Source organism: Streptomyces sp. R11 (assembly GCF_041051905.1).
In the GTDB taxonomy this organism is placed as follows: domain Bacteria; phylum Actinomycetota; class Actinomycetes; order Streptomycetales; family Streptomycetaceae; genus Streptomyces.
Window position 1 is genome coordinate 334,164 of sequence record NZ_CP163432.1, and the last position, 20,700, is coordinate 354,863.

Annotated in this window: 17 protein-coding genes and 1 pseudogene; 10 read left to right on the forward strand and 8 right to left on the reverse strand. The window is 69.8% G+C overall.

Translation table 11 applies throughout. The features are described 5' to 3' along the window. Window positions 1-188: 188 nt before the first annotated feature. The 3 genes from AB5J55_RS01685 to AB5J55_RS01695 all read right to left on the reverse strand — a co-directional run bounded on the left by AB5J55_RS01685 (window position 189) and on the right by AB5J55_RS01695 (window position 2,575). Window positions 189-1,370, reverse strand: coding sequence for a DUF418 domain-containing protein (locus AB5J55_RS01685; protein ID WP_369268901.1), 1,182 nt, complete (start codon window positions 1,368-1,370; stop codon window positions 189-191). Window positions 1,371-1,503: 133 nt separating this feature from the next. Continuing rightward, entirely contained in the window at window positions 1,504-1,950 is a 447-nt protein-coding gene (locus AB5J55_RS01690; RefSeq protein ID WP_369268902.1) for a ricin-type beta-trefoil lectin domain protein, read from the reverse strand. A gap of 139 nt (window positions 1,951-2,089) precedes the next feature. Continuing rightward, window positions 2,090-2,575, reverse strand: coding sequence for a carboxymuconolactone decarboxylase family protein (locus AB5J55_RS01695; protein WP_369268903.1), 486 nt, complete (start codon window positions 2,573-2,575; stop codon window positions 2,090-2,092). A gap of 262 nt (window positions 2,576-2,837) precedes the next feature. On the opposite strand from AB5J55_RS01695, the gene AB5J55_RS01700 reads away from it, so the two are divergent. After that, on the forward strand, window positions 2,838-3,713 hold the full coding sequence (locus AB5J55_RS01700; protein ID WP_369276055.1) for an RNA polymerase sigma-70 factor: 876 nt from the start codon (window positions 2,838-2,840) through the stop codon (window positions 3,711-3,713). Between the two features lie 44 nt (window positions 3,714-3,757). On the opposite strand, the gene AB5J55_RS01705 is transcribed toward AB5J55_RS01700, so the two are convergent. After that, window positions 3,758-4,825: a hypothetical protein gene (locus AB5J55_RS01705; protein WP_369268904.1), complete on the reverse strand. Its 1,068-nt coding sequence runs from the start codon at window positions 4,823-4,825 to the stop codon at window positions 3,758-3,760. A 261-nt stretch (window positions 4,826-5,086) separates the two neighbouring features. On the opposite strand from AB5J55_RS01705, the gene AB5J55_RS01710 reads away from it, so the two are divergent. Genes AB5J55_RS01710 through AB5J55_RS01720 form a run of 3 tightly spaced genes read left to right on the forward strand, consistent with a single transcriptional unit; the run spans window position 5,087 to window position 8,066 of the window. Further along, complete coding sequence (locus AB5J55_RS01710; protein WP_369276056.1) at window positions 5,087-6,010, forward strand: GNAT family N-acetyltransferase; 924 nt, start codon at window positions 5,087-5,089, stop codon at window positions 6,008-6,010. Between the two features lie 53 nt (window positions 6,011-6,063). Beyond that, window positions 6,064-7,017, forward strand: coding sequence for an SMI1/KNR4 family protein (locus tag AB5J55_RS01715; protein WP_369268905.1), 954 nt, complete (start codon window positions 6,064-6,066; stop codon window positions 7,015-7,017). Window positions 7,018-7,064: 47 nt separating this feature from the next. Continuing rightward, window positions 7,065-8,066 carry an LLM class flavin-dependent oxidoreductase gene (locus AB5J55_RS01720; RefSeq protein WP_369268906.1) on the forward strand — a complete coding sequence of 334 codons (1,002 nt, stop codon included), beginning with the start codon at window positions 7,065-7,067 and terminating at the stop codon, window positions 8,064-8,066. A 33-nt stretch (window positions 8,067-8,099) separates the two neighbouring features. Here AB5J55_RS01720 and AB5J55_RS01725 read toward each other — a convergent pair whose 3' ends face one another. Both AB5J55_RS01725 and AB5J55_RS01730 read right to left on the reverse strand, forming a co-directional pair. Continuing rightward, complete coding sequence (locus tag AB5J55_RS01725; RefSeq protein ID WP_369276057.1) at window positions 8,100-9,254, reverse strand: PP2C family protein-serine/threonine phosphatase; 1,155 nt, start codon at window positions 9,252-9,254, stop codon at window positions 8,100-8,102. A 195-nt stretch (window positions 9,255-9,449) separates the two neighbouring features. Further along, a complete protein-coding gene (locus tag AB5J55_RS01730) occupies window positions 9,450-9,842 on the reverse strand; it encodes a VOC family protein (protein WP_369268907.1) in 393 nt (130 codons plus the stop codon). A 293-nt stretch (window positions 9,843-10,135) separates the two neighbouring features. On the opposite strand from AB5J55_RS01730, the gene AB5J55_RS01735 reads away from it, so the two are divergent. After that, window positions 10,136-12,370: an RICIN domain-containing protein gene (locus AB5J55_RS01735; RefSeq protein WP_369268908.1), complete on the forward strand. Its 2,235-nt coding sequence runs from the start codon at window positions 10,136-10,138 to the stop codon at window positions 12,368-12,370. Then, window positions 12,367-13,185, forward strand: a pseudogene (locus AB5J55_RS01740) (ThuA domain-containing protein); the annotation flags it as partial. The gene AB5J55_RS01735 and the pseudogene AB5J55_RS01740, both read left to right, overlap by 4 nt. On the opposite strand, the gene AB5J55_RS01745 reads toward AB5J55_RS01740, so the two are convergent. After that, window positions 13,160-14,269, reverse strand: a complete 1,110-nt coding sequence (locus AB5J55_RS01745) for a methyltransferase domain-containing protein (RefSeq protein WP_369268909.1) — start codon at window positions 14,267-14,269, stop codon at window positions 13,160-13,162. The pseudogene AB5J55_RS01740 and the gene AB5J55_RS01745 sit on opposite strands and share 26 nt — an antisense overlap. 249 nt (window positions 14,270-14,518) lie before the next feature. On the opposite strand from AB5J55_RS01745, the gene AB5J55_RS01750 reads away from it, so the two are divergent. The 4 genes from AB5J55_RS01750 to AB5J55_RS01765 all read left to right on the forward strand — a co-directional run bounded on the left by AB5J55_RS01750 (window position 14,519) and on the right by AB5J55_RS01765 (window position 18,834). Beyond that, entirely contained in the window at window positions 14,519-15,904 is a 1,386-nt protein-coding gene (locus AB5J55_RS01750) for an MFS transporter (RefSeq protein WP_369268910.1), read from the forward strand. Window positions 15,905-16,295: 391 nt separating this feature from the next. Continuing rightward, window positions 16,296-16,985 carry a GAF and ANTAR domain-containing protein gene (locus AB5J55_RS01755; RefSeq protein ID WP_369276058.1) on the forward strand — a complete coding sequence of 230 codons (690 nt, stop codon included), beginning with the start codon at window positions 16,296-16,298 and terminating at the stop codon, window positions 16,983-16,985. A 258-nt stretch (window positions 16,986-17,243) separates the two neighbouring features. Beyond that, window positions 17,244-18,236: an esterase/lipase family protein gene (locus AB5J55_RS01760; protein WP_369268911.1), complete on the forward strand. Its 993-nt coding sequence runs from the start codon at window positions 17,244-17,246 to the stop codon at window positions 18,234-18,236. Between the two features lie 103 nt (window positions 18,237-18,339). Beyond that, window positions 18,340-18,834 carry a peptidylprolyl isomerase gene (locus AB5J55_RS01765; protein WP_369268912.1) on the forward strand — a complete coding sequence of 165 codons (495 nt, stop codon included), beginning with the start codon at window positions 18,340-18,342 and terminating at the stop codon, window positions 18,832-18,834. Between the two features lie 76 nt (window positions 18,835-18,910). Here AB5J55_RS01765 and AB5J55_RS01770 read toward each other — a convergent pair whose 3' ends face one another. Next, on the reverse strand, window positions 18,911-20,626 hold the full coding sequence (locus tag AB5J55_RS01770) for an IlvD/Edd family dehydratase (RefSeq protein WP_369268913.1): 1,716 nt from the start codon (window positions 20,624-20,626) through the stop codon (window positions 18,911-18,913). Window positions 20,627-20,700 lie beyond the last annotated feature (74 nt).

A 20,700-nucleotide genomic window follows, 5' to 3' on the forward strand; every position in this document is an offset into this window, starting at 1 on the left:
CGACGCCGCCGCCCATGGCCTTGGGGAAGGGTTCGTTGAACAGGATGCGGGAGTCGACGGCGGGTGAGGGCGACGCCGCTGGTGGCCCAGATGCCGTACGCGACACCGAGGCTCAGGCCCTCGCGGAGAAGGAAGGCCGCCGCCGTCGACCCGGAGCTCCTCGCGGGCGCCCTCGCCGCTGTACCGGCTCAGCGGCGCAGGACCCGGCGCTGTACGGCTTCCAGCGGGCCGTGGGAGAACCGGCGCAGCCACAGGGTCGAGGCGGCGACGAGAAGGACGCAGACCGTCGCCCACAGGCCCATTACCCACCAGGGGCCGCTGTCGGCGAAGTGGTCGGCCAGGCCGAGACCGATGCCGTAGCAGGCCAGCATGCACAGCACGTTCTGCAGGACGTAGGAGGACAGTGCCGTACGGCCGACCGCGGACAGACCGTGGGTCAGGAAGGCCGGGAACCACCCACGATCCAGGGCGACGCCGACGAGACCCATGTAGCCGACGGCGACCACCGGGGCGGCGACATAGCGGCCGAGGAAGAAGAACTCCTCACCGCCCAGCCACAGGGCCGCGTTGAACGGAATGCCCAGCCCCAGGCCCCGGACCGCCATCCGCGAGCGGAACCGCCTGCCCCGGTCGGTGGGCGTGAAGGCTCCGGCGCGGTGGAGGCGGACGCCGAGCAGGAAGAGGAAGACCAGCAGGCCGAAGGAGATGACCGGTTCCATCCGCAGGGCGATCGCGTTCTCCAGCCGGAAGGCGATCTGGTCGAACCAGCTGCCGTGGGCGTACACGTCCACGGCCACGTCGGACACCTTGTTCCCGGAGTCGTCCGAGGGCGCGGCCAGCAGAGCGACCGTGATCAGCGACATCAGGACCACGTGCACACTCACCGATGTCCACATCACCACGCGCCGTACGCGCTCGGAACGCGCCAGCAGCCTGGCGATCAGCAGGGCTGTCAGGGCGTACCCCATCAGCACGTCGAACCCGAAGACCAGTACGAAGTGCAGCGTGCCCTCGGCGAACAGGAACAGCGCGCGGGGCCGGTAGCCGCGCGGCCACGGGGTGCCTCGGCGGGCGGCGGAGTCGTACTGAATGGCCAGACCGACGCCGAACAGGATCGTCAGCAACGACAGGAACTTCCCGTCCGCGAGGAACCGGAACAGCGCCTCAGCCGGCTCGCTGAGCGGGTCCGGCATGGGCGTCCCCTGCAGGAACGCCCACTCCGAGCCAGGGGCGGCGAAGATCCACACGTTCGTCATCAACGTGCCGAGAATCGCCGCTCCACGCAGCACATCGAGCAACGGCAGCCGGGGCGGGGCCGCGGGCCGCGTGGAGGACGTCTCGTCACGGGACGCGCGAAGGCTGTAGGACATGCTCTTCAGGTTCTCGGCGCTTTACGGCCCGATCGTCGTGCGGCCGGACGAAAACGGCGTACATCCTTCGATGCAGTGCAGTCGTCGGCACTGGCACCGGTCCGTCCCGAACGAGCGCCTGCCTACGAAAGGCCTACCGGATCGTCCAGCGTTGGGAGTTCCCGCCGGTGCACGGCGCTGTGGAGACGCGGTCGTTCGCCGTCCGTGCCAGACACCTGCGGCTGACCATGTTCCGGATCAGCCGAGGTTCCGTCTCATCGATTTGCCACAGCGCCGCGTCGTCAGCGGCGGCACAGGGCTTCATGGTCAGCTGGTCGCTGCGCAGCGTGAGACACAGCCTGGTTGCCACCTGCCGCAGCGCGCTGTACTCGAAGTCGTCGTTCCAGTGCCACTTCTGGTAGTCGGTGCCGTTGCAGTTGAAGACGTACGGGCCGTAGTCGGCACGGAAGTCCAAGCAGGGCTTGTCCGTGGCCTGGTCCTGGAACCCGGTGGTGCGTGGTGTCGCGCTCGCCGGTGTACTGCTCAGCCTCACGGCGAGCGCGACGAAGGCCCCAACTGCGGCCAGCCTCTTCGGAAGCATGAGTCCCCCTCCTCCTCGAAGCCACGGCCCAATAGGCCCCAGTGGCTGGCAACGCCGCTCGACACCATCGCTCGGACATGCGCGGGCCCGGGCCCGGACCCCAATGACCCAGGCCGGGCCCGCCCAAGGTCACCTACCGTCAGCTCGACGAGTCGGCGAACATTCCAGGCTCGTACGAACCTCCCTGCGTGCGGGTGATCACGCCGAGCCGGTTGGCCGCGTTGATCATGGCGACCAGGGACACCAGCGCGGCGATCTGGTCGTCGTCGTAGTACTTGCGCACCTGCGCCCAGGTCTCGTCGGACACGCCGTGGTGGGCGTCGGCGAGTCGGGTGCCCTCCTCGGTCAGCGCCAGCGCGGCCCGTTCGGCCTCGGTGAACACGGCCGACTCGCGCCAGGCGGCGACCAGGTGAATCCGGACCGCCGTCTCACCGGCCGCTGCCGCTTCCTTGGTGTGCACGTCGACGCACCAACCGCAGCCGTTGATCTGGCTGGCGCGCAGTTCCACCAACTGCTGCAAGTCCTTGGGCAGCGACGACTCCATGATCGCCAGGCTCACGTTGTACATCCGCTTGCCGACCTTGGCGCCAACCTTGCTGGTCATCAGGTTGAAACGGGATTCCATTGGCTTCGTCCTCACTTGTGCGACGGCGGTACCGCGCGGATCGTTCGCGCGGCGTCCGGACGAACACCAGATGCCGACCCTCCGCTCCTTGTGACAGCGACGATGGTGTGACGTGCGCCACCGAGATCGGATGTCACAAAGCAGCGGGGACCGGCATCTTGTGCGTGAGGAACGCCGGACCGCGAACAGGTGGGAGTCAGCCGTGACCGAGCGCAACGCGCGACCGAAGAACACCGCTGAGCCTTTTGCTCCGGACCACGGGATGAGCTCCGCCACCGAGGCGTTCGTCGCACACCGGAATCTGCTGTTCACGGTCGCCTACGAGATGCTCGGCTCGGCCGCCGACGCGGAGGACGTCCTGCAGGAGACCTGGCTGCGATGGGCGGGCATCGATCTCGACACCGTGCGCGATCGGCGGGCGTTCCTCGTCCGGATCACCACACGACAGGCACTGATGCGGCTGCGTACGCTCCGCCGGCGCAAGGAGTCCTACGTCGGCCCGTGGCTGCCCGAACCGCTGCTGACCGCGCCCGACGTGGCCGAGGACGTCGAGCTGGCGGACAGCGTGTCGATGGCGATGCTGCTGGTGCTGGAGACGCTCGGCCCCACCGAGCGGGCGGTGTTCGTGCTGCGCGAGGTCTTCGACCTGGCATACGACGAGATCGCGGTAGCCGTCGGCAGGAGCCCGGCCGCCATCCGTCAGATCGCCCACCGCGCGCGGGCACACGTCGCAGCGCGCCGCCCGCGCGGGGCCGTGACTCCGGCCGAGGCGCAGAACGCGCTCGACGCCTTCCGCCGGGCCGTCGATTCGGGCGACCTGCAACGGCTGCTCGACGTCCTCGCGCCGGATGTCGTCCTGCTGGGGGACGGCGGCGGCGTGGTCCAGGCCGTGCGGGCGCCCGTCGTGGGCGCTGCCGAGGTGGCGCCCCTGGTCGCCGGGCTGGGCCGCTTCGGCTCCGCGGCATCGCTGCAGCCGGCGCACATCAACGGCCATCCGGCCCTGGTTCTGCGGCTGGACGGTCGGATCGACACGGTGTTGGCCATCCGCATCGACGACCGTCTCATCACCGGCCTCTACGCCGTGCGCAACCCCGTGAAGCTGTCACGCGTGGAACGGGAGACCGCGATGAGCCGTTGAACGTGAACCGCTTGCCACGGACCGCTCCCCCGTGGGGTCAACCGCTAGCGCATGCGGCGTACGGCCTGGGCCTCGGCGCGTTCCACGGCGCTGCGGCCGTGCGTGTGCACCAGGGCCAGGTGGAACAGGGCCGGCGTGACCGGGGCCCAACGACGCACGCGGTCCGGACGCAGGAGGTAGCGCATCACGTCCGCCGGGCGGAACGGCACGTACTCGATGCTCTGGTGCTCCCACCGGTCGGCAACTCCCCGTGAGATACGGGTCCGTAGGGCCTCTCCGGTCAGGCCGGTGAGATGTGCGGTGAAGTGGGCGCTCCACTGTCGCCGTTCGACGTCGAGGACGAACGCCAGCATCGTGAGCGTGTACTCGTGCCGTTCCAGGGAGAGTTCCTCGCTCATGCCGCGCCGTGCGACGTCGTACAGGTCGGGTGTGGTGCGGCCGGCCGAGTCGATGTGCCGGGAGAGCCCCTCGTTCACCGACGAACCCCACAGACCGGGACCGGAACGCACATGGTCGGAACGCCTGCTGACGACGAGCAGGTGGTCGGCTGTGACCACGGCGATGTTCACGCCGAAGCTGCACTGCAGGAACGCGGGGGCTTCCAAGGGGCGGTCGGGGTCGAGGTAGCGCCGGCGTGGGGTGGTGCCGTCGGGCAGTCTGCGGTCGAGCTGCTGTGCCGCGAGGAAGGTGAAGTAGTCGGTGGGGCGCAGCCGCAGTACGACGTCCGCGTGCTCCTCCAGTGCGGTGCGGGAGATCTCAAGACCCTCCACGGCGTATCGGGGGCCGTTCCAGATGCGCACCCGAGTTCCGGACGCCTCGGCCTGCTCCTCCACCGCTTCGATCTCCGCCCGCCACGACGCCATCTCCTCGGGCAGGACCACCTCCCCCTCCAGCACGCGCACCCGCACCGACTCCGGCGCGATGGCCTGCTCACCGTCGCCCTCGACGACCAGCGCCGACGTCTGGAGCGGCCCGACCGAGAAGGTCGACCAGGTGGACAGCGGGGTATCGCCCTCACGGAACGTCAGGCTGCGCACGGCCGTGGCCGATCGGCGTCGGATCCTGAACCAGGCGTCCTGGAGCGGTTGTTGGAACAAGATGGCCAGGACCATGCCGCAGACGGCGCCGACTATCCCATTGACAAGATCGATTCCGGACACGGGACCGCAGCGTATACCTTGCGGCAGGGGCGCGGCCTTGACGCCGATATGCACTCGGGCCTGGACGAGCGTTGCCGTCCGGGTGATCGAAAAGCATTTGCGGACCCGGACCGCCCTTGGATAGACGAGGAGGGATGGGCCGATGACCCCCATGATCACCGCGCTTGTGTCCTCCCGGAGCGTGCCTTGACCGAGGAACAGAACGACCTGGCCATGCGTCCGGTCAACGGACGCGAGGCACTCGACCTCTTCTCTCAACTGCCCTACGACCTCAACGTGGAACTGGCCGACGACCTTGCCTCCGACCGTCGACGTCCCGAGTGGATGTGGGTCGCCCAGCGCGGCGACCGCCTGCTGGCCAGGGTTGCCTGGTGGAGTCGGCCCGGCAGGGACTCACCACTGATCCTGGACGTCCTCGACATCGACGACAGCGCGCCGGGTCCCGATCGCCTGGACATCGGGGTGCGGCTTCTGCGGACGGCGATGGCGGCTGTCCTCCCGGACAGGTCGCGTCCCCCGGAGTACAGCCGTTTCATCCCGCCCGACTGGCGTGACGACGCGGCGACCAGACAGCTCGTCGAAGACCGCATGACGGTACTGGAACGGACCGGTGCCCGGCTCTTCGTCGAGCGACTCCGCCTGGAATGGAATCCGACGTCACCGGTCCCCGGGCCCAGCAAGCGTCTGCTCTTCCGGCCGGTCCAGGATGCCGGGGAGCTCGTGGCCCTGATGGCCCTGGTCCTGGAGGGCACGCTGGACGCACACAGCCGTGACGACCTGACGCGGTCGTCGGCCCAGGAGGCGGCCGCCCGGCACTACGAGGACGAACTCGCGCGCTACACGAGCCCACGAGACTGGTGGCGGATCGCCTCACTGCCCCATGGGGAACCGGTGGGGTTCGTGGTCCCGGCCCACAACGGCTACAACCCGATCATCGCCTACGTCGCCGTCCTGCCCGCGCATCGCGGCAACGGCTACATCGACGACGTCCTCGCCGAAGGAACCCGCATCCTCGCCGAGCAGGGAGTTCCCCGCATCCGGGCCTCCACGGACCTCGGCAACGTCCCCATGGCGAACGCCTTCGGGCGGGCCCAGTACGTCAACTTCGGGCGTGAGATCAACATGACCTGGAACTGATTCACGCGTACCGACCCGCCCAGCCCGGCCAACCAGCAAGGAGTACCGGACCGTTGAACGTCGAGCTCCCGCCGTTCGTGCGCGACACCGCTGCCCAGTTCGGGGCCGGTGTCCCCTACGCCCTGAAGGTTCTGGCCGGCCGACTGGCCGACGACCCGGACATGGGCCGGCCGTCGAGTCTGCCCGGCATCCTCACCGTGATGGTGGAGGGTGACCTGTACGAGGACTGCCCCGACCTGGCCGTCGGCTACATCCGCGAGCCCGACCGGATCCAGATCCGGTACGTGAACCTCGCCCCCTCCGCCGAGCCCGCAGCGCCCGCCCAGGACGAGGACCCAGGTCAGGAGCAGGTCCATCCTGTCGACCCGATGACCGAGGCCGTCACCGTCCGGCAGATCGCCGATGCCTGGCTGCGCATCATCCGCCGCCTCCAGCACGACGCCCCCGACTCCTACGCCGCGCTCCGCTCCGGTGCCGAACTCTCCGCGATCGCCGCCTTGGAGAACGAACTCGGCGTCCGCATACCCACCGAGCTGCGCACCCTGTGGCTGCTGAGCGGAGGCGACGACGGTGCCGAAGGCTGGGGCGGGGGATGTCTCCCGGGCAACGAGGCACTGATGGCCCTGGACGCCGTGGCCGACGTCTACCGGCGGAAGTTGGACGCCCAGGCCGACCTCGACAGCGACAACGCCGGACGCCCCGAGGAGGAGCGGACAACCGTGTGGAAAGCGACCTGGATTCCGGTCGTCTCGCACGGTGCGTCTGACACCACCTCCGGCGCGTACCTGGACGCTGCGACCGGTTACCTGGGCCGTTGGTCCCTCTACAACGACGCGTGGGGTGAAGAACTCGACACGCTGGTCACCTACTTGGAAGAAGCCGCCGACATGCTCGAAGCCCCGGCGCTGGCCACGCGGGACAAGCCCGGCCTGGTCGGTGGGGCACTGGTGTGGCGCAGGAGGCTCGACCACGCGATGGCGGGCCGGTGGCGGCCCCTGACCGGCTGACCGTGCAAGAGGCCTCCGAGCACGACGCGTTCGGCCATACTGATCACATGATGGGTGTGCCGCTCTCCGTACTCGAAGTCGCGATGGTCCAGAGCGGTACGGACCCCACGGACACCTTGAGGGACACGGCCGAGTTCGCCCGTCGCGTCGAAGGGCTCGGCTACCGACGGCTCTGGTACGCCGAGCATCACCACTCCCCCGCCATCGGCGCCTTCCCGCCGGTGGTGCTGATCGCTCACTCCGCCGCGTCGACGTCCTCCATCCGGCTGGGCTCCGGGGGTGTCCTCGCTCCCAACCATGCTCCGATCATGCTGGCCGAACAGTTCGGCACGCTCGCCGCGTTGCACCCCGATCGCGTCGATCTCGGGATCGGCCGTGGCCCGGGTACCGTGCACGAGGCGACAGCCCTGGCGCTGCGGCGCGGGGCGCGGCCGGCGACGGACGAGGAGTACCGCGACGACGTGGTGGCGACACTGCGTTTCCTGGTCGACGAGGTCGCGCTCGGCTCGCTGCCCGAGCCGTGGCTGCTGGCCTCCAGCGCGGCCGGTGCCGCTGTAGCCGCGCAGCTCGGTCTGCCGATGGCCTTCGCCCACCACTTCCGCCCCGAGAACACCGCTGCCGCGATCGAGCACTACCGCGCCCGCTTCGTGCCGTCCCGCTGGTGCCCGAGCCCGCGTGTGCTGCTGTGCGTGGAGGCGGTGTGCGCCCCGACGCGCGAAGAGGCCGAATGGCTCGTCGGGCCGATGAACGTCGTCAAGGTCGGCCTTCTCCAGGGGCGAAGCGACATCGCCTTTCCCACCCCCGCCGAAGCGGCCGGGCATCCCTTCTCCGACCAGGAGCGGCAGGCCCTCGCGGCGTTCCACGCGCACCAGGCGTACGGCGACCCCGAGACCGTCGTACGCCGTCTGACCGAGCTGACCGACGCGACCGGCGCGCAGGAGTTGATGCTCGTGTCACCGGTGTACGCCCTGAAGGACCGCCTCCGGTCCTTCGAGCTCATCGCCGCGTTGTCACCCGCACAGGGCGGCGAGCCGGTCGCGGCCGTGTAGGGCAGGCCTCCCTGCCTCGCTCAGGGCCCGGCGTCACCGTGTCGGCGGCCACCACTCGAACAGCAGCAGCGTCGCGTCGTCCCGGAGGCTCCCGGGCTGTGCGTCCAGGATCGAGTGGATCAGTCGCCGTAGGGTCTCCGGCGCCAGTTCGCCCGCGGCGGTGGCGCGGATGATGTAGTCGGTGAAGTGCTCCAGGCCGAACATGCCGCCGTCCCGGGTACGGGATTCGGTAACGCCATCGGTGTAGAGCAGCACCCGGTCGCCGGGCTGGAGGGCGATCTCATGGGTCTGCCGGGTGCTCTGGGCGAGCAGCGACGGCAGCCCCATGGGCGGTTCGGGCTCCCGTTCCATGGCGTCGACGAGCAGTCGCTGGTCCCGGATGAGCAGCGGCGCGGGGTGTCCGCAGTTGGTCCAGCGCAGCACGCCGTTCGCCAGGTCGAGCTGGGCGAGGACGCCTGTGCAGAACTGGTCGGGGAGCCACCGCGCCAAGGCGTCGTCCACGCTCTGCACCAGTTCGGGCAGGTCGGCATCGGTGCGCCGGGCGTTGCGGCAGGCGGCGAGCGACACCGCGGTGGTCAGGCCCGAGGCCAGGTTGTGGCCCATGGCATCGAGGACGGCGGCGTGCAGGGTGGTCTCGGTGAGGGAGTGGTCGAAGGCGTCGCCGCCGAGTTCGTAGGCGGGCTCCAGTACGGCCGTGGACACGACGTGCGCCGTGCCGATCGTGCGGGGCGGCAGGAAGGCGCGCAGCATCTCGGCGGGCAGCTGCATCGGTTCGGTGCGGGTCCGTCGTACGAAGGAGTCCTTGTACGCCCGCTTGGACGTGATCATCATGGCCAGCAGCGCGGCGAGTGTACGGCTGCGGCGCAGCGAGGCCGGTGTCAGGGCCGGGGAGCGCACTGCGAGGACGCCGAGCCGCTCCGCGCCGTCCACCAGGGGGAGCCAGGCCTTCATGCCGCCGGCCTCGGACTCCTCAACGCGCAGGGACTGGGTGCGGTACGTCCAGCCGGCGAGCGAGTCGTCGACCGGCAGCGGGGAGCCCGCGGCGGTCAGTGGAACCAGCCGGCGCTGCTGGAGGTCGGCGAGGTAGATCACCGCGTGCTGCAGTCCCAGGGCCTTGGAGCAGCGGGCCACCGCGGTGGGCAGGTCCAGCGCCGCGTTCTCCGGGTCGGCGAGGAACTCCTCCAGCAGACCGTCGCCGGGCTCGGCCGTCACCACCTCGTCTCCTCTCGCCAGGACCGTGGGACGCGGTTCGGGCGCGTCGTTCTGCAGTCTCACATCGCGGCCCGTGGCGTGCCCGGCGACGGGGGCGGGCCGGGGCGGCAGCGGGCCCCGGCGACACCGCCGTACGGATGAGAGGTCCCTTCACGATGTCGAGGTCGGTCGTCAGTCCTCCTGGACCACAGAAAGCACGTTCCCGGCGGGATCGGTGAACCACGCGATCGCAGTGGGGCCGCCCTGGCCGACCCGAACGATGCCCTTCCTGTCGTGGTCGAAGCCCGAGTAGCGCTCTAGGGTCACGCCGCGCCGCTCCAGTTCGGCGACGGCGGCCTCGATGTCGTCCACGGGGAAGTTGAGGATCGTGAAAGTTGCGGGGGTGTGCGTGTCCTTTGGATAGACGAAGACGTGCCCGCCACCTCCGAGCCTCACGATCAGCATGCGCATCTCGCCCTGCCCCATCTCCTCCACCTGGAGGCCGAGGGTCTCACCGTAGAACCGGCGGGCCGCGTCGAGATCGTCGACCGAGAAGCCGCTGTACGCCTGCGATTGTCCGAGCATGCCGTGTGTCTCCTTCGTGGGTGAGCCGTTCTGGCATCTCAGGGCACATCACGCGCGCCGCGGCCGGCGGCGCGCCGCGCTGGCAGCCGTCCGGATGGTCGTGCGTCCTTCAGCCGGGCGGCTCAACTCCCCTACCGCGTTTGCGGATCGACGACGCACACAACGTGGGAGTTGGCCTATACCAAAGTCTTGACAGTGGTTTCCGTCACTTCTTAAATCATGCATTGAAATAAGCGCCGCTCCTCACCCCCTTCACCCCCCACTCATGCCGCTTCGCCGGCGCAGGAGAAGACATGCCCCCTACCTCGCGACCAGCCATCAGAGGCCGCGGTCCGTTGACCGCGGCCTTCGTCGCCGCTGCCACGGCCGCCTCGCTCCTCAGCGCCGTCCAGCCCACCCAGGCCGTCCCGGAACGCGCCGCCGATGCGGCCCCTTCCGCCGCCGCCCTCCCCACCAGTTGGTCCACGGTGGTGAACAGCGGCAGCGGCAAGTGCCTGGACGCGCGAGCGGCCGGCACCGTCAACGGCACGGCGGTGCAGCAGTACGCATGCAACAACAGCACGGCACAGCAGTGGAGCTTCACACCGACCAGCGACGGCTATGTGCGGATCAACAACCGCAACGACGCCCAGCAGGTGGTGGATGTCAGCGATGTGTCCACGGCCGACAACGCGGCCGTGCATCTGTGGACGTACGGCGGCGGCAACAACCAGCAGTGGCAGGCCGTCGACGAGGGCGGTGGCGCCTACCACTTCGTCAACCGGCACAGCGGCAAGTGTCTTGACGTGCCGTCCGCCTCGACGGCCGACAGCGTCCAGCTGGTGCAGTACACCTGCAACGGCTCGGCCGCCCAGCGCTTCCAGGTCGCGCCCGTGAGCACCGCCCCGGGTGATGTCGACCTCGGCCCCAACGTGGCCGTCTTCGATCCGTCGATGCCGTCGTCCACGATCCAGAGCCGACTGGACTCGATATTCCGGCAGCAGGAGACGAACCAGTTCGGCTCCGAGCGCTATGCGGTGATGTTCAAGCCTGGCACGTACAGCAATGACGTCAACGTCGGCTTCTACACGCAGGTGCTGGGCCTGGGCCAGTCCCCCGACTCGGTCACCATCAACGGCGCCGTGCACGTGGAGGCGGACTGGTTCCCGCCGCAGAACGCCACCCACAACTTCTGGCGGGGCGCGGAGAACCTCTCGGTGAATCCCACCGGCGGCACCGACCGCTGGGCCGTCTCCCAGGCGTCCGGGTACCGGCGCATGCACGTGCGCGGCAACCTCGAACTCAGCGACGGCGGCTGGTCCAGCGGCGGCTTCATGGCCGACACGAAGATCGACGGGCAGGTCCGCTCCGGCACGCAGCAGCAGTGGCTGACCCGCAACTCCCAGCTCGGCAGCTGGACCGGCTCCAACTGGAACATGGTCTTCGTCGGCAGCCAGGGCGTACCGGGCAACACGTTCCCCAACCCGCCCTACACCACGGTCAACCAGACCCCGACGGTACGGGAGAAGCCCTTCCTGTACGTCGACAACGCTGGCGCCTACCGCGTGTTCGTGCCCTCCCTGCGGACCAACTCCTCGGCCACGAGCTGGGCGAACGGGGCCGCCGCGGGCAGCTCACTCGGCATCGACCAGTTCTTCGTCGTCAAGCCGGGCGCAACCGCCGCGCAGATCAACGCCGCTCTCGCCGAAGGCAAGAACTTGCTGGTCACGCCGGGCGTCTACCACCTGAACCAGACCCTGCGGGTCACCCGCCCCGACACCGTCGTCCTCGGGCTCGGTCTGGCCACGTTCATCCCGGACAACGGCATCACGGCCATGACGGTCGCCGACGTCGACGGCGTGAAGATCGCGGGCGTCCTCTTCGACGCGGGCACGACCAACTCCCAGACCCTGGTGGAGATCGGGCCGTCCGGCGCCGCCGCCAACCACGGCGCGAACCCCACCTCCCTGCACGACGTGTACTTCCGCGTCGGCGGTGCCGCCGTGGGCAAGGCGACCACCAGCCTCGTCGTCAACAGCGACAACGTCATCGGCGACCACATGTGGATCTGGCGCGGCGACCACGGCAGCGGCATCGGCTGGAACACCAACACCGGCGACACCGGCCTCATCGTCAACGGCGACAACGTCACCATGTACGGCCTGTTCGTCGAGCACTACCAGAAGCACCAGACCATCTGGAACGGCAACGGCGGACGGACGTACTTCTACCAGAACGAAATGCCCTACGACCCGCCCAACCAGGCCGCCTGGATGAACGGCTCCACCCAGGGCTACGCCGCCTACAAGGTCGCCAACTCCGTGACCAGCCACCAGGCGTACGGACTGGGCAGTTACTGCTTCTTCAACGCCAACCCGTCCGTCACCGCCGAGCGCGCCTTCGAGGTCCCCAACACCCCGGGCGTCCGCTTCCAGAACATGGTGACCGTCTCGCTCGGCGGCACCGGAACCATCCGGCACGTCATCAACGACCGGGGCGGCCCCTCCAACTCCACCACCAACGTGGCCAACCTGGTGAGCTACCCGTGAGGCGGCTGGCAGCACGACTGCTGGCGGGGCTGGCGCTGGTGCTGGGGCTGACAGCGGCCCCGGCGCCCGCCGGACTCCACGCCGCCGCCGCGCCCCAGGCGCCCGCCTTCAAGGTCATCGCCTTCTACAACGGCACCTGGGACGCCGCACACATCGACTTCGTCAAGGAAGCCAACGAGTGGTTCCCGCGCACCGCCGCCCAGAACAACTTCACGTACCGGGCGACGACCGACTGGAACCTGCTCTCCAACGGCGGAGTGAACGACTACCAGGTCGTCCTCTTCCTCGACGACGCGCCGGACACCGCGGCCCAGCGAGCCGGCTTCGAGCGGTACATGCGGGCGGGCGGTGGCTGGATGGGCTTCCACGTCTCGGCGTTCACGACCGACGCCGGATCGTGGCCCTGGTACTACAACACCTTCCTCGGCAGCGGGAACTTCAGGTCGAACACGTGGGGTCCCACGACGGCGACCCTGCGCACCGAGGACCGTAGGCACCCCTCGACGACCACGCTGCCGGCCACGTTCACCTCAGCGGTGAGCGAGTGGTACAGCTGGTCCAACGACCTGCGCACCAAACCGAACATCAGGATCCTGGCATCGGTCGACCCGTCGAGCTTCCCCCTGGGCACCGACCCCAACCAGTCCTGGTACAGCGGCTACTACCCGATCCTGTGGACCAACACCCAGTACCGGATGCTGTACGCGAACTTCGGCCACAACGCCATGGACTACGCCACCAACACCCGCCTGTCCTCCACGTTCGCGAGCCCCGCCCAGAACCGCTTCCTCATCGACGGCCTGAAGTGGCTCGGCCGCGCGGCTGAATAGCTGTCACCCTGCCCGCACCCGCTGCCGGCACCAGACGGACGAGGAACGGCTGTGCCCCGAACAGGCGCAGCCGTTCCACGTGTACGGGCGTGAAGTGGTGCCGGATGGCGGTGGCGAGGTCGTCGCGGTCGGGAAGGAGGAGGACGGCCGTGCCGTCGGGCGCCAGGACGCGGTGCAGTTCCGTCCACCAGTGGGAAGGGGCGTTCGCGAGCAGACCGCGGGCCTGGACCTGGGTACCCCAGGGCGGGTTGCACAGCACACGGTCGACGGAATCATCGGGAAGGGGGAGCCGGCCGGCGTCACCAAGGCGGATGGCGACGGGCAGCTCACCGGCGTTGGCGCGGGCCGCGGCGACCGCGTCCGCGGAGACGTCGTAGCCGCGGAAGCGGGCGTCGGGTTGGGCGAGAGCCGCCTCGATGAGCAGGGTGCCGGCTCCGCAGCACGGGTCGAGGACGACGTGGCCGGGGCGGATGTCGGCCAACCGGGCCATGGCTGCGGCGAGCGGCGGGTGCAGGGTGCCCGGGATGGTGCGCTGCTTGTAGGCGCGGCGGTGCAGGGGGCGTTCGTCGAGCCGCAGCATCAGCGTGGCCCGCGTGCCGTCCAAGGTCAGCCGCCAGCCCCAGCAGCCGGCCGGAGGCGGGGTTCCTGCCCGCCGCGAGTGGTACGGGACGCGGAGGCGCCGCGCGAGGGCCTGTCCCACCACGTCCTCGGCGTCGTACCGGGTGAAGGTACGCCGACCGAGGAAGGAGGCCGAGACGTCGATGCCGGTGAACTCCGGGGCGGGCGTCGTCGCGCTGTGGCGGCGCAGGGACAGGAGGTGGTCGATCCCGGCCGGATCGGCGAGCTCGGCGAGGTCGTGCAGGGCCTGTCGCGTCGATCCGACGTCGGGGCGCCGGGCGGCGAGCAGGAACACGTCGTCCGCGGTGCGCAGTGGCATCGCCCTTTGCGTACAGAAATGGACTTCGCGGTGGCGCAGTTCGGTGACGGCGCCGAGCCCGGACCCAAGAACCTCGGCGGCGACCACGGCCTCCAGGCCGCGGAGGCAGCGCGCCACGAGGGGCGTGTGCATGGTGTTGTTTCTTCTTCCACGTCAGCACTCGGGACAGCGCTCCGCTGCCCCGCGTCGTCGGCGACGGGGGATCCTCGCTTCGCCGACGGTGCCTAGCGGAGGTGGAAGAAGTACGTCATGGGCGCAGTCTAGCGGTGGGGTTGCGGGGCCGGAGGCCGTGGCCAGGACCCTGCTCCATCGATATGGCGCAAATGTCCCTTACTGTGACTCGTGATCCAGAGCCTCCGCGGACGGGATGGAGTTGGGGCCGTGGCGTTCGCGGAGCAGTCTGCGGCAGGGGGCAGGCGTCGGTCCTCGGCACCGTTGCTGGCGGTCTGCGCCGGATACTTCATGGTGATCCTGGATGTGACGGTGCTCAATGTCGCCGTGCCGGTGATCGGCCAGGAACTGTCGGCCTCGCTGACCGGCATCCAGTGGATCACCGACGGGTACACCCTGGTCTTCGCCGGCTTCCTGCTGACCGGTGGTGCGTTGGGTGACCGGCTGGGCAATCGTCGGGTCTTCTGCTCGGGCGTCGCGGTGTTCACGGTGTCGTCGGCCGCGTGCGCGCTCGCGCCGAGCACCGCCTTCCTGGTGGTGGCCCGGCTGGTGGAGGGGTTGGGCGCGGCGCTGATCGTGCCTGGTTCCCTGGCGCTGCTCCAGCAGGCCTACCCCGAGCCGGCCGCACGCTCACGGGCCTTTGGGCTGTGGGGTTCGATGGCGGGCATCGCGGCTTCCGCCGGGCCGCTGCTGGGTGGGCTGCTCGTCTCCACGGTGGGCTGGCGCTGGGTGTTCCTGATCAACCTGCCCGTCGGCATGGTCTGTCTGGTACTGACGCTGCGTCACGTCGCACGCTCGCCCCGGCGTGCCGATCGGGCCCTGGACTGGCCGGCGCAGGTCGCGGTCGTGGCCGCGGTGGCGCTGCTGACCGCGTCACTCAACGAGGCCGGCCGGCGCGGCTGGTCCGACCCGGCCGTGCTCGCCGGCGTGGGCCTGGCAGTGCTGGCCGCCGCGGCATTCGTGATGCGCGAGCGGCTGGCCCGCGCTCCTGCCCTGCCGCTGAACCTGCTGCGCTCTCGCGCCATGAGCGGCGGGGCCGCCATCGGCCTGCTGTTCAACTTCGGCTTCTACGGCATGGTGTTCACCGCCAGCCTGTACTTCCAGCATCAGCGCGGCTTCAGCGCCCTCGGTACGGGGCTGGCGCTGTTCCCGGCCGTGGCGATGACCATGTTCGCGTCCGTCCTGTCCGGGCGGCTGACCCGCCGCACGGGCGATCGTCCACTGGTGATCTCCGGCATGCTCCTGGCCGCCGCGGGACTGGCCGGCTGGGCCGCGGCGGGAGCCGATCCCGCCTACGCGCTGCTGGTGGCACCGATGATGGCCGCCGGGTTCGGTACCTCCTTCGCCCTCACCGGCTCGACGGCCACCGTGATGGGCGCGGCGCCCCCGGCGTACTCGGGGGCCGCCTCCGCCCTGTTCAACACCACCCGCCAGATCGGCAGCGCCACCGGGGTGGCCCTCGGCGGCAGCCTGCTCGCAACAGCCACCGACTACAACACCGGCCTGCGCACGAGCATGGCCGTCGGCGCCCTCGCCTACCTCACGGCCGCGGGCCTCGCGTGGCTGTGCGTGCCGGGGAAGTCCGAGAGGGCGTAGGGGACTTGGGGTTGCGGGGCGGGCCACCCGGGGGACGCGCCCCTACGAACGCAAGCGCGCACGCGAATGCGCTGGACCCTCTGCTGCGCCCGGTCGCCGTGGCGGGTGTCGCCAAGGCGTCGCTGAGCGCTCTGGGCGCCCGCCGTGAGGAGCTCCTGGGCCGCGCCGAGGACAGAGCCGGCTGCCAAGGCTTCTCCTCGTCACTCTCGGCGACGACCCTGTGCACGGCTCGCGCTTGTGTGGTGCTCGACGGCACCCCGCTCCTCTGCGGGCGACCGCCGCTCCGCCCCAGGTGACCGCCCCCGAAGGCCTCGTCCCGACACTCAGCGACCCGCGCGTGAAATGCTGGGTGCACAGCCTCACCGAGGCGAACGGAGAGGTGGCGGGTGCGATGGACTGGGCTCGGTTCGCGCAGGATCTGGCGTCGATGGCGCGGGAACTGCTCTCGCAGGAGTCGGTCGATGCCACCCTGGAACGGATCACCAAGTCGGCCACCGACCTGGTAGAGGGCTGCGAAGCGGCCGGCATCCTCGTGCTGCACGGCAAGAAGGTTCAGACGCTGGCGCCCACGGAGCAACTGGTTGTCGACAGTGACCAGCTGCAGGAGCGGCTGCGCGAGGGGCCCTGCTTCGACGCCGCTCGCACCAAGGACGGAGAGCGGGTGTTCCGTATCCCGGACTTCACCCGTGACCAGCCGCGGTGGCCCGCCTTCGCTCCCCAGGCCCACGAGCTCGGGGTGGGCAGCATGATGGGGTTCCTGCTGTACACCGATGACGAAGACCTCGGTGCGCTGAACATCTACTCCCGCAAATGCGGCGCGTTCACCGAGGCCAGCGAGCTGGCCGGCTGGCTGTTGGCCTCGCACGCCGCGGTCGCCTTCTCCAGCGCCCGCGCGCACGCCCAGATGGAGAACGCCGTCGCCACCCGCCACGTGATCGGCGAGGCCATGGGCATTCTCATGGGCAGCCATGACCTCAAAGAGGAACAAGCGTTCGACGTTTTGCGCCGATACTCGCAGAAGAACAACATCAAACTCCGTGAGGTCGCCCGAATGATCTGCGAGCGCGGCAGTCTGTCGTGATGCCGCGGTCGGCTCCCCCGGCTCGAGGTCTGAACCAGAGGAGCCTGGTCAGGCCAGCCCCCAAGGGGAACGCCGCTAAGCCCGGCCTTATCGCCAAGTCCCCATCTCCCCGTGTTTCACGCATGCGCGGAGCCGCACGAATGAAAGCCGCCACTCCAACGGGGGTCTTCGGTGCGGAATGGCCGTGACCTCGGCGGCCGCTCCTTGAGGATCTTGCTCGTCAGCTGCTGTGACCGACCCTGACGAGGAGCGGAAGAAATGTCCCATCGCCGTGTCCGGCCTGCACCGCGTTCCCGCCTGATCACCTGGTGGGCAACCGCCGGTGCGGTCACAGCTCTGGCACTCGGCCTGCCCGGTACGTCGGTGGCGGCCGACCGCCCGGCCCCGCCCGAGGGAGGGATCGCCTCGGCCCCCGCCGCCTTCGTCCGAGGAACCCTCGCCCCGGACGCCGCGCCGCCCGGGGCGAACAACTGGAAGTGCAGGCCGACCGCCGCCCACCCCCGCCCCGTCGTCCTGCTGCACGCGACCCTCACGAACGCCCACACGAACTGGAGCATGCTGTCGCCCCAGCTGAAGAGGGCCGGGTACTGCGTCTTCGCGCCCAACTACGGCGGGGCACCGGGAGTCCCCTTCAAGGGCACCAAACACATCCCCGACTCCGCCCGCGAGATCGCCCGGTACGTCGACCGAGTGCTCAAGGCCACCGGTTCCCGGCAGGTCGACCTGGTGGGGCACTCCCAGGGCGGAGGTCTGCTCCCCCGCTGGTACCTGCGGTTCGAGGGGGGAACGAACCCCGCGCGTCCGTCGCACAACAAGGTGCGCCGGCTCATCGGTCTGGCCCCGTCCAACCACGGCACCACCCTGTCCGGTCTGGGTACCCTCACCACCGCACTCGGCCTCAACCCGACGGTGTCCGCCGTGGCAGGGCAGGCGTACTCGGACCAGCTGGTGGGGTCCCGGGTGAACACCGTGCTCGACCGGGACGGCGACACACAACGAGGCGTCGCCTACACCGTCATCGCCACCCGGTACGACGAGGCCGTCACGCCGTACCGCAACCAGTTCCTCACCGCGGGGCCGGGCGCGACCGTACGCAACATCACTCTCCAGGACATCTGTCCCCAGGACCGCTCCGAGCACCTGTCGATCGCCTACGACTCCAACGCCGCCCAGCTCGTCCTCAACGCCCTCGACCCCGCACATGCCGAACGCGTGCACTGCCGCTTCTCGGCACCCCTCCTCGGCGGGTGACCCCCGCAGATCAGGGACTGTTCGGGGCCGTCCGAGACGCGTTCTGAGGCCATCCGGCCCGGTCAGTTCGACCTGGCCGCGTCGATTGGGCAGAATCAGGGCCATGAGCGAGAACGTGTTCTTCAGTATTTCTGCTAATGGCGAGGACCTCGGCCGAATCGTCTTCCGGCTGTTCGACGATGTCGTGCCCAAGACCGCACGCAACTTCCGTGAGCTGGCCACCGGCCAGCACGGCTACGGCTACAAGGGTTCGCCCTTCCACCGGGTCATCCCGGAGTTCATGCTGCAGGGCGGTGACTTCACCGCGGGCAACGGCACCGGCGGCAAGAGCATCTACGGTGAGACGTTCGCCGACGAGAACTTCCAGCTGAAGCACGACAGGCCGTTCCTGCTCAGCATGGCCAACGCGGGCCCGGGCACCAACGGCTCGCAGTTCTTCGTCACCACCGTGGTGACGCCGTGGCTGGACGGCAAGCACGTCGTCTTCGGCGAGGTCGTCGAGGGTGAGGACGTCGTCAAGGCGGTCGAGGCCCTCGGCAGCCGCTCGGGCTCGACGGCCAAGAAGATCGTCGTCGAGGACTGCGGCATCGTCGCCTGACGCAGCCTCAGCCGCACATCAGGTCCATCAGGTCCGCACCACGCGGACCTGATGGACCTGATCTCTTTTCCGGCGGTCAGTGCGACTCACGGCTGACGTCCGAACCGCTGGAGCCCACGAGGAAGTCGAGGTCGGCGCCGGCGTCGGCCTGAAGGACATGGTCGACGTAGAGGCGTTCCCAGCCGCGCCGGGGGTTGGCGTAGGCCTTGGCGGATGCCTCGCTCGGGCTTCTGCGGGCCAGCTCGCCGGCGGGTACGTCGACGTCGATACGGCGGGCTCGGACGTCCAGGGTGACGAAGTCCCCTGTGCGCACGAGGGCTAGAGGGCCGCCGGCCGCGGCCTCGGGGGCCACGTGCAGGACGACCGTGCCGTATGCCGTGCCGCTCATCCGGCCGTCGCAGACGCGGACCATGTCTCGGACGCCCTGTGCGAGAAGCTTCTGCGGCAGGGGCATGTTCGAGACTTCGGGCATGCCCGGGTAGCCCTTGGGGCCGCAGCCGCGCAGGACGAGGACGGAGTCGGCGTCCACGTCGAGGCCGGGGTCGTCGATGCGGGCGTGGAAGTCCTCGATGGAGTCGAAGACGACGGCCCGGCCGCGGTGACGCAGCAGGTGCGGGGAGGCGGCGGCCGGCTTGATGAGCGCGCCGTCGGGTGCGAGGTTGCCGCGCAGGACGGCGATGCCGCCCTCGGCCACCAGGGGTTCGGCGCGGGTGCGGATGACCTCGGTGTCCCAGATGGGTGCGTCGTCGAGCGCGGCGGCCAGCGGCTCGCCGGTGACCGTCAGGGCGTCGGGGTCGAGCAGGTCGCGGACCTCGCGCAGGACGGCGAGCAACCCGCCGGCGCGGTGGAAGTCCTCCATGAGGAAGCGGCCGGCCGGCTGGAGGTCCACCAGGACCGGTACGCGGGAGCCGATGCGGTCGAAGTCGTCGAGGGACAGGCCGATGCCCAGGCGGCCGGCGATGGCCAGGAGGTGGACGACGGCGTTGGTCGAGCCGCCGATGGCGGCCAGCGCGACGATCGCGTTGTGGAAGGACGCCGTGGTGAGGAAGGTGCCCGGCCGGCGGTCGGCGCCCACCATCTCGACCGCGAGTCGGCCGGTGTGGTGCGCGGCCTCCAGCAGACGGCTGTCGGGGGCGGGGGTCCCGGCCACGCCGGGTACGACCGTGCCGAGGGCCTCGGCCACCAGGGCCATGGTGGAGGCGGTTCCCATGGTGTTGCAGTGGCCGCGGCTGCGGACCATCGCCGACTCGGAGCGGGTGAACTCCTCCTGCGACAGAGTGCCCGCGCGGACCTCTTCCGACAGCCGCCACACATCGGTGCCGCAGCCCAGCGGCATACCGCGGAACGTCCCGGTCAGCATCGGACCGCCGGGCACGACGACGGCGGGTAGATCCACCGACGCCGCGGCCATGAGCAGCGACGGGATCGTCTTGTCGCAGCCGCCCAGTAGGACGACGCCGTCAATGGGGTTGGCCCGCAGCATCTCCTCCGTGGCCATGGCGGCCATGTTGCGCCAGAGCATGGCGGTCGGCCGCACGTTCGTCTCGCCCAGGGACACCACGGGAAGGTCCAGCGGGATGCCGCCCGCCTCGTACACGCCGTCACGCACGGACGACGCGACCTCGTTGAGGTGGGCGTTGCAAGGGGCCAGGTCCGAGGCCGAGTTGGCGATGGCGATCTGCGGCCGACCGGTGAACGCGTCGCCGGGCACGCCTCTGCGCATCCACGCGCGGTGTATGTAGGCGTTGCGGTCCCGTCCCGCGTACCACTGTGCGCTGCGCAGCCTCGCCATGGGACCTCTTCCGGCAGTCGGTACTGAGGTCTACAGTCTGGAACGCCATGGAGCATACGCAGAGGTACGACGGC